Annotated in this window: 10 protein-coding genes; 4 read left to right on the top strand and 6 right to left on the bottom strand. The window is 64.5% G+C overall.

The features are described from left to right. Together GDA49_00400 and GDA49_00395 are read left to right on the top strand one after the other, a co-directional pair. A partial coding sequence (locus GDA49_00400) for an NAD(P)/FAD-dependent oxidoreductase (protein MBC6438885.1) occupies positions 1-286 on the top strand: 286 nt, incomplete at its 5' end. A gap of 38 nt (positions 287-324) precedes the next feature. Next, positions 325-573: a MoaD/ThiS family protein gene (locus GDA49_00395; protein MBC6438884.1), complete on the top strand. Its 249-nt coding sequence runs from the start codon at positions 325-327 to the stop codon at positions 571-573. A gap of 108 nt (positions 574-681) precedes the next feature. Here GDA49_00395 and GDA49_00390 read toward each other — a convergent pair whose 3' ends face one another. Further along, entirely contained in the window at positions 682-960 is a 279-nt protein-coding gene (locus tag GDA49_00390; protein MBC6438883.1) for a hypothetical protein, read from the bottom strand. A 485-nt stretch (positions 961-1,445) separates the two neighbouring features. Between GDA49_00390 and GDA49_00385 the strand changes: the two genes are divergently transcribed. Both GDA49_00385 and GDA49_00380 read left to right on the top strand, forming a co-directional pair. After that, the gene (locus GDA49_00385) at positions 1,446-2,366 is read left to right on the top strand and encodes an aminotransferase class IV (protein ID MBC6438882.1); all 921 of its coding nucleotides are present in this window, start codon (positions 1,446-1,448) and stop codon (positions 2,364-2,366) included. Beyond that, positions 2,363-3,103, top strand: coding sequence for an HAD family hydrolase (locus tag GDA49_00380; GenBank protein ID MBC6438881.1), 741 nt, complete (start codon positions 2,363-2,365; stop codon positions 3,101-3,103). The genes GDA49_00385 and GDA49_00380 overlap by 4 nt, the downstream gene beginning before the upstream one ends. A gap of 28 nt (positions 3,104-3,131) precedes the next feature. Here GDA49_00380 and GDA49_00375 read toward each other — a convergent pair whose 3' ends face one another. The 5 genes from GDA49_00375 to GDA49_00355 all read right to left on the bottom strand — a co-directional run bounded on the left by GDA49_00375 (position 3,132) and on the right by GDA49_00355 (position 7,481). Next, entirely contained in the window at positions 3,132-3,530 is a 399-nt protein-coding gene (locus tag GDA49_00375) for a hypothetical protein (protein MBC6438880.1), read from the bottom strand. Next, positions 3,530-4,411, bottom strand: coding sequence for a 3-keto-5-aminohexanoate cleavage protein (locus GDA49_00370; GenBank protein ID MBC6438879.1), 882 nt, complete (start codon positions 4,409-4,411; stop codon positions 3,530-3,532). The genes GDA49_00375 and GDA49_00370 overlap by 1 nt, the downstream gene beginning before the upstream one ends. A gap of 35 nt (positions 4,412-4,446) precedes the next feature. After that, the gene (locus GDA49_00365) at positions 4,447-4,638 is read right to left on the bottom strand and encodes a hypothetical protein (GenBank protein ID MBC6438878.1); all 192 of its coding nucleotides are present in this window, start codon (positions 4,636-4,638) and stop codon (positions 4,447-4,449) included. A gap of 88 nt (positions 4,639-4,726) precedes the next feature. Then, a complete protein-coding gene (locus GDA49_00360; protein ID MBC6438877.1) occupies positions 4,727-6,235 on the bottom strand; it encodes a c-type cytochrome in 1,509 nt (502 codons plus the stop codon). Continuing rightward, on the bottom strand, positions 6,219-7,481 hold the full coding sequence (locus GDA49_00355) for a peptidase (protein ID MBC6438876.1): 1,263 nt from the start codon (positions 7,479-7,481) through the stop codon (positions 6,219-6,221). The genes GDA49_00360 and GDA49_00355 overlap by 17 nt, the downstream gene beginning before the upstream one ends. Positions 7,482-7,506: the final 25 nt, after the last annotated feature.

Raw genomic sequence — 7,506 nt, 5'->3', positions numbered from 1 at the left:
CGGCCTCATCTCGACATCCTATGGCCTGTGGGACGGTGCCGAGGGCGGTGACGAGTCGGTCCTGGTCGATGCGGAGCGGTCGAAGTATCTGCGCCTCAGCTTCAAGGACGACCTGTTGGTCGGTGTTCTGGCGCTCGGCGTCACGCAGCACGTCGGCGTGCTGCGCGGCCTGATCCAGACCAGAACGCCGCTGGGCGAATGGAAGGATGTGCTGATGAAGGATCCCCATCAGTTCATGTCGGCCTATCTCGCCTGTGCGCAGGACGCGAGCCGCCGCGCCGCATGAAGATCACCGCATGAAGATCACCGCATGAAAATCACCGAATGAAAATCCTTGTGAGGACCGCCGGGCTCCTGGGCAAACATCTGCCTGGGGGTCCGGAGAAAAACCGCGCGGAGATCGAGGTGCCCGAAGGCTCCACGCCCAGGAGCGTGATGGACCGTCTGGGTTTCCCCGAAGGCAGCTATCTGGTGACGCTGAACGGCAAGGCCCTGCCCACGGCCCAGCGGACCCGGGTCGAGCTGACCGACGGCGACAATCTGGCCCTGATGCCGCCGCTCAAGGGCGGCTGAACGCCTTGCCATGTCGGCGATCCGTCTCGGCAGCCGATCTTCCGGGCCTGCCGGAGACGGCCTGGCGTTTGCTGACCGATCAGGACCACTCCACCCGTTCAGATGGATTCAATCTGAACGGGATATGCTCTTGCCCTTCTTCCGCTCCATACCGATCGCGCGAGGCGTGTGCTTTCGGGCATCGATATCGAAGCCCTTGCGGATCTCCACGTTGCGCAGAATGACGTCGAGCACATGGGCATCGTCGAAGTCGCTGTGGCCCGGATCCTCATATTTCTCCTTCAGGTGCCGGACCATCTCGAGTTCGTTGGGCGTCAGCTTGTCCTCGATCTTCGCGATGTCCTCGAAGAGCGATGTGACGTGAACGTGGCGGGCGAGATCGATCACGACGAAGTCCTCCCTTGTGTCATCCCGGAAACTGCGACGCGGTTATCCGGGACCTCGGGACAGGAGCACATGCCTGTCGAAGTCCCGGCTCTGCGCCCTGTGAGTTCTGGCCGGAATGACATGAACGCGCCCACGCTCCGACCATGGGATAGCAGCGCACGCGCCGATTCCGCTTATCTCTAGCATGTATCGAACATGTATCGGAATTGGGCTCTGACGTTCGGGCTATGGCGGTGCGCACGAACGTCAATCCGCCGAACCCTCTGGATCGACATGGTTGAGAAGACGAGAGAATGACGGCACGGGATCGCGGGCACCATGCTGGCAACGCCGATGCTGACCGGTCAGGCCGGTGCGCAGGCCGGTGGATGCGACTGGACGGAAGAGGCGTTCAAACATTCGAAGGGATTGTCGGCCATGCCTCACCTTGAGTAGCGTGGCTATTCCTGAGAGTGTCCCGGCCGGGACACGGGAGCGCAAGGCGGATGGCCGGACAGCAGGGTACGCACCACTACGTCGACGACCCGCGCAACGCGGATGTGCTGATCTCGGTGAATGGCGAGCTGGTGCCGCGCAACAAGGCTGTCGTCAGTGTCTTCGACTCCGGCTTCATCCTCGGTGACGGCGTATGGGAGGGCCTGCGCCTCCACAACGGTCGCTTTGCCTTCCTCGACCAGCACCTCGGACGTCTGTGGCAGGGTGCCAGGGCGATCGACCTCGACCTCGGTATGACACAAGACGCCATGGCCGCCGAACTCCAGCGCACGGTCGAGGCGAACGGCATGGAGTCGGGTGTTCACGTGCGGCTCATGGTGACCCGCGGCATGAAGGCGACGCCCTATCAGGATCCCAGGGTCAACATTGGCGTGCCGACGGTCGTGATCATCCCCGAACACAAGAAGCCGTCGGAACGCAAGGACGGCGTGCGGCTCTTCACCGTGCATGTCCGCCGGGGTGCGCCCGACGTGCAGGATCCAGTGATCAACAGCCATTCCAGGCTCAACTGCATTACCGCCTGCATCCAGGCCGCCAAGGCCGGCGCGGACGAAGCGCTGATGCTCGATCCCCACGGCTTCGTCGCGACCTGCAACTCCACCCACTTCTTCATCGTGCGCGGTGGTGAGGTCTGGACCTCGACCGGACGCTACTGCCTGCACGGCATCACGCGCGGCAACATCCTGCGGGTCGCGCGCGAGGCGGGTGTTCTCGCGCTGGAGAAGGATTTCAGCCTGACCGAGGTCTACGACGCCGATGAGGCCTTCATCACCGGCACCTTCGCCGGTGTGACGCCGGTTTCGGAGATTGACGGGCGCATGATCGGCGACGGCACGCCGCCGGGTCCCGTGGTCCGCACACTCCAGGGCCTCTATGCCGATCTCGTCGAACGGGTGTGTCCGGCGCCGTGACGGTTCGCATCGCCATGTGGTCGGGCCCGCGCAACATCTCGACCGCGATGATGCGGGCCTGGGAGAACCGGCCCGACACGATGGTGAGCGACGAACCGTTCTACGCCGCCTATCTCTCGATCACGGGGATCGACCACCCCATGGCGGCTGAGGTCATGGCATCCCAGCCGAACGACTGGTGCGCGGTCGCCCGGGCGATCAGTGGCGATGCGCCGGATGGTGCGGCCATCTGGTTCCAGAAACACATGGCCCACCACATGGTGCCGGAGATCGGGCGCGACTGGTTCGGCACCCACCGCCACGCGTTCCTGATCCGCAATCCGGACGAAGTCGTCGCGTCCTATGCCCGGAAGCGGAAGGGCGTGACGCCGGTCGATCTGGGGTACGACCTTCAGGCCGGGATCTTTGACGAGGTCGTCGATCGCACCGGGTCGACACCGCCTGTGATCGCGGCATCCGATGTCCTGAAGAACCCCGCAAGGGCGCTCTCGGCATTGTGCGCCGCGCTCGATGTGCCGTTCGACGCGGCGATGCTGGCCTGGCCCGCCGGACGGCGTGAGAGCGACGGGGTCTGGGCCGGGCACTGGTATGCCAGCGTCGAGACGTCCACCGGCTTTCGCCCGTGGTCTTCGCCTCGGACAACGCTGACCGACGCACAGCGAGAGATCGCCGAGGCCTGCCGTCCGGCCTACGATCGGATGTCACACCACAGGCTGGCGATGGAAGACGGATCGTGAAACACGTCGAACAACGCCACGAAGACGGCTACTCCATCGTCCGTGGTTTCCTGCCGTCTGAATTGCCCGTGCGCGGCGAATGGGCCTTCCGCGACGGCGAGCCGGTCCCGCAGGTCGCCTTGGCGGGTTCGTGTTCGGTGGCGATCATGACCTCGTTCTCAAGACTGTTGTCGCGGATCGCAGCAGCCGGACAGAGGGTCGAAACGCCGAACGACGTGCCGTCCTCGACCACGCCCCGGACACCGACGGAACGACAGAGCCGCTGGCAGAACAGGGCCTTGTCGCGATCGGGCGCGACCATCCTGCAGACGAAGAAGCGATGGGTCTCGTCATCGCAACAGCCCGCCATGCATGATAGCGGCTCCCACAGCATGGTCACGCCGTCGGTGCAGGACCGGACAGCAAACCATGTGTCGGCAATGCGCATCAGTGCTGTTTGCTGAGGCCCAGCTTCTGGCGGGTCTCTGCGGGGCTCATCACGTTGCAGCCGAGGCGCTCGACGACGCCGACGGCCCGTTCAACGAGCTGTTCGTTGGTTGCCAGCACGCCACGGTCGAGATAGAGGTTGTCCTCCAGGCCCACACGCACATTGCCTCCGGCGATCACGGCCTGGGCCGCCATGGGAATCTGCATGCGGCTGATTCCGAAGGCCGACCAGTGGGCGTTCTCGGGCAGCATGTTGCGCATCGCAAGCAGCGTCTCGGGATCGGAGGGCGCGCCCCAGGGCACGCCGAGGCACAGCTGGAAGAGCGGCGGTTCCCTGATGTGGCCCTCGGCGATGAGCTGGGTGGCCAGCCGGACATGGCCGAGGTCGAAACACTCGAGTTCCGGCTTCACGCCCGCGGCCTTGATCCTGTCGGCCATGACCCGGAGATGGGCCGGGACGTTCATGAAGGCGCCATGGGTGAAGTTCATGGTGGCAACATCGAGGCTGCAAATCTCGGGCAGGAGCTCTTCGATGTGGAGGACACGGTCTTCCGGGCTCGCCATGTCGCAACCCTCGGCGGCCCGGCCGGGATCGTCGGGGTCGGGGACATAGTCGCCGCCCATGCCCGTGGTCAGATTGATGATGACGTCGGTGTCGCTGTCGCGGATGCGGGTGACGACCTCGCGGAAGTTGTCGCGATCACGGTTGCCCTGACCGGTCTCGATATCGCGCACGTGGATATGGGCTATCGCGGCGCCGGCCCTGGCCGCCTTGATGGCCGAATCGGCGATCTGTTCGGGCGTCACCGGAACATGGGGGCTCCTGTCGGTCGTGTCGCCCGCACCGGTCAGCGCGCAGGTGATGAAGACATCGTTGTTGATCGTCATGCGTCCCCCCCCCGGAGAGTGCTGTGGCCTCAGGCCGTCATGTGGTCGGCCACCAGCTTCTGGAAATGGTGCACGCCACCTTCCCGGAGGCCGTTGAACCGGGCGCCCGTCATGGCAGGCGACTTGTGGCCCTCGTGGACGGCTTCGACCGCCTCGAAGTCTTCGATATTGGTCTTGAACGCCCCGGCGGCGAAGGTCCAGTCCGTAACAATGCGCCATATCTGCCGCCCGTGTCACTTGCGGGTACAGAATCATGTGGTGGAACGAATGGGAATCCCTTCTTATGATCCAACGCAAGATGAAAACGCTCTAGAGCGACTCCAGGAGGGCGATCAGGCTGTCGCGTTCCTCTGCCGACATCGCTGCGAAATGGTCACGCGAGCCCTGCGCCTCGCCGCCGTGCCACAGGATGGCTTCGGTCAGGTTCCTCGCGCGGCCGTCGTGCAGAAAGTATGTGTGGCTGACCACGGTCTCTGTCAGTCCGATGCCCCAGAGCGGCGGCGTGCGCCATTCCGTCCCGCTTGCGAGACCTTCGGGACGCCCGTCGGCGAGACCCTCGCCCATGTCGTGAAGCAGGAGATCAGTGTAGGGCCAGATGAGCTGGCGCGACTGTTCGGGCTGACCGTCAATGACCGGCGTGATGAACTTCGGTATGTGGCAGCCGATACAGCCTGCCTCGTAGAACAGGCGCTTGCCTTCCAGCACCATGGGTTTGTCGACATCACGGCGCCCCGGTACGGCGAGATTGCGCGTGTAGAAGAGGATCTTCTCCATGATCCCGGCCGTAGCTTCGAGGCCGTCTTCATCGGCGCCGTGCGGCGCGTTGATGCAGGCTTTCTGGCCGGGCGTGCAGTCGCCCCAGAGAAAGGGAGAGACCGGTGTGGCGAGCCCGACGTCGGCCGTGAAGGCGTGGGCGTTCTGCTGATCGAGGAACGGCTCGCCGGCCTTCCAGCCGAACCGGCCTATGGCGGGTTCGCCGAGCGCCTCGCTCCAGACAATGTTGGCGCGACCGGAGATGCCATCGCCATCGGTGTCGTCGGGATCCGCGTGGGCCAGAATGTCGTCGACAGCGATGGCTTCGAGAAGGCCGAGCCCGATCATCTGAGGGGCCACACGTGGCGACATCATGATGTCTTCGGAGACCGGACCGTAGCCCGGCTTCGCAATGCTGTAGCTCGGCTGGCGCAGGCTCACGACCGTCCCGTCGTCGAGCGTGACGTCGAACTCCTCGTATTCGATGACCATCCGCCCCTCGGCATCCAGTCCGGGGATCGCGAAGTCCTGAAGCTGGCTGCCATAGACCGGATCCGGAATGACGTTCTGGCGATGCTCCGCCAGGAGAGCCTCCTCCTCAGGCGTTGCGGGCGGCACGCTGAGGCGCAGGAACATGGAGATGGCGTTGTCGTCGGGCCAGTTGCCGAGCGGGGGATGCCCACGGCCATCCTTGATGTGGCAGCGCTGGCAGGCGCGTGCATTGTAGAGCGGACCGAGCCCGTCGCTCGACGCGGTCGACGAGGGCGCTGTCACCCAGAGGCGCTTGAAGAAGCCGTTGCCGACCATGAAGTTCAGGCGATCCTCGAACGACATGTTGGTCGCCGGACGTGAGAAGGCGTCGTCGTTCAGGGTGCCGTGAAAGGTTCCGGCGCCGCCCTGATTGGTCTCATAGCGTTCGGCCGATGAGAATTCGGTTGTCGGCGCGATGATCGCCGCGTCGTCGGCACGCGGCGCCGCGAACGGGGCAGGCACAACAGCAAGCAGCAGGAGCACGACGGCTCCTGCTGCTTGCCGTATGACCACGGGATTACCGGAAGACGGCATTCGGGTCGTCGAGACTGTCGGAACCTTCGACGTCCAGAGACCCGAGGCCCAGGGTCGCAACGACGACCTCGATCTGGGTGGTCTGCTCCTTGAGTGCGTCGATCACGTCCCTGATCACGCGGTTTCCGTGTTCGTCACCCTCGGCCAGCATCTGGTCGTAGCTCTTGCCGGCTTCGGCGACCGTCACCATGCTCATGGCACGCGCCAGGCTCCTGTTCAATGCGCCGCGCATGGCCGCATCGACCTCGGCATCGGCCTCGGCCACGAGGTCGGAGACGCCGGTGCCCGACACGACGCTGCCATCGATCCGGGTGTAGGTGCCAAGGTAGACGTTCTGAATGCTGACGATGTCGTAGTAGTGCGACCAATGGGTGTTGTCGCTGAAGCAGTCGTGCTCTTCCTCGGGATCATGGAGCAGGAGGCCGAGCTGCATGCGCTCGCCCGCGAGCTCGCCGTAGCTCAGGCTGCCCATGCCGGTGAGGATGATGGCGAGGCCACCCTCATCGCCGGCGTCCATGACATTGGCGCGCGCATCGCCATCATTGGCCCACATGGCGACGGCATCCTCCAGATCGGACACCAGGAGATCGCTGGCCGCTTTCAGGTAGGCGGCACGCCGGTCGCAGTTGCCGTTGGTACAGTTCCTGGTGTCGTAATCGGTGGCCGCGCGATTGCCGGCGCCTGCATCGGTACCGTTGAGATCCTGTCCCCACAGGAGGAACTCGATAGCGTGATAGCCGCGCGACACGTTGGCCTCGACCCCGTCGATCTCATGCAGGGAATCCAGCAGGTCGGCGTCGATCGTTGACGCATCGACCTCGACGCCACCGATCTGAAGCGTCGGATTGGCGATCACGTTGGCGGCATGGAACATGTTGGCGTCCGAGCTGTCGCCGTAGCCGCCGTCGACGTAGTCGATCAGGCCTTCGTCGAGCGGCCAGGCGTTCACAAGGCCCTCCCAGTCGTCGACCATGGCATTGCCGAAGCGATAGGCTTCGGTCTGCTGATAGGGCACGCGCGCATGGACCCACGCTTCCCGGGCGCGTGCCATGTTGGCGTCGGTCGGCGCGGCGATCAGGGTGTCGATCGCGACGTCGAGCTCCCGGGCGCGGATCAGGGAGTCTTCGTAGGCCGCGTGTGCAATGTCGGTGTAAGTTGCAAGGACGTCCCCGACATCTCCTGCCTGCGCCGTTGTCGTGTGAAACCCGGCAGCGACCGCTGCTGCCGCAAGGACTCTCAATCGCATGATGACCCCTTCGTCTCTGGTGATG

It is taken from the genome of Rhodospirillales bacterium (genome assembly GCA_014323865.1).
Lineage (GTDB): Bacteria > Pseudomonadota > Alphaproteobacteria > SP197 > SP197 > SP197.
The sequence above is the reverse complement of the archived record's forward strand: the minus strand, read 5'-3'. Positions and strand labels throughout refer to the sequence as shown.

Coding starts and splice junctions, on each gene's coding strand:
- GDA49_00385 (MBC6438882.1), top strand. CDS start 1,446: ATGGCCGGACAGCAGGGTACGCACCACTACGTCGACGACCCGCGCAAC.
- GDA49_00375 (MBC6438880.1), bottom strand. CDS start 3,530: ATGCGCATTGCCGACACATGGTTTGCTGTCCGGTCCTGCACCGACGGC.
- GDA49_00360 (MBC6438877.1), bottom strand. CDS start 6,235: ATGCCGTCTTCCGGTAATCCCGTGGTCATACGGCAAGCAGCAGGAGCC.
- GDA49_00395 (MBC6438884.1), top strand. CDS start 325: ATGAAAATCCTTGTGAGGACCGCCGGGCTCCTGGGCAAACATCTGCCT.
- GDA49_00355 (MBC6438876.1), bottom strand. CDS start 7,481: ATGCGATTGAGAGTCCTTGCGGCAGCAGCGGTCGCTGCCGGGTTTCAC.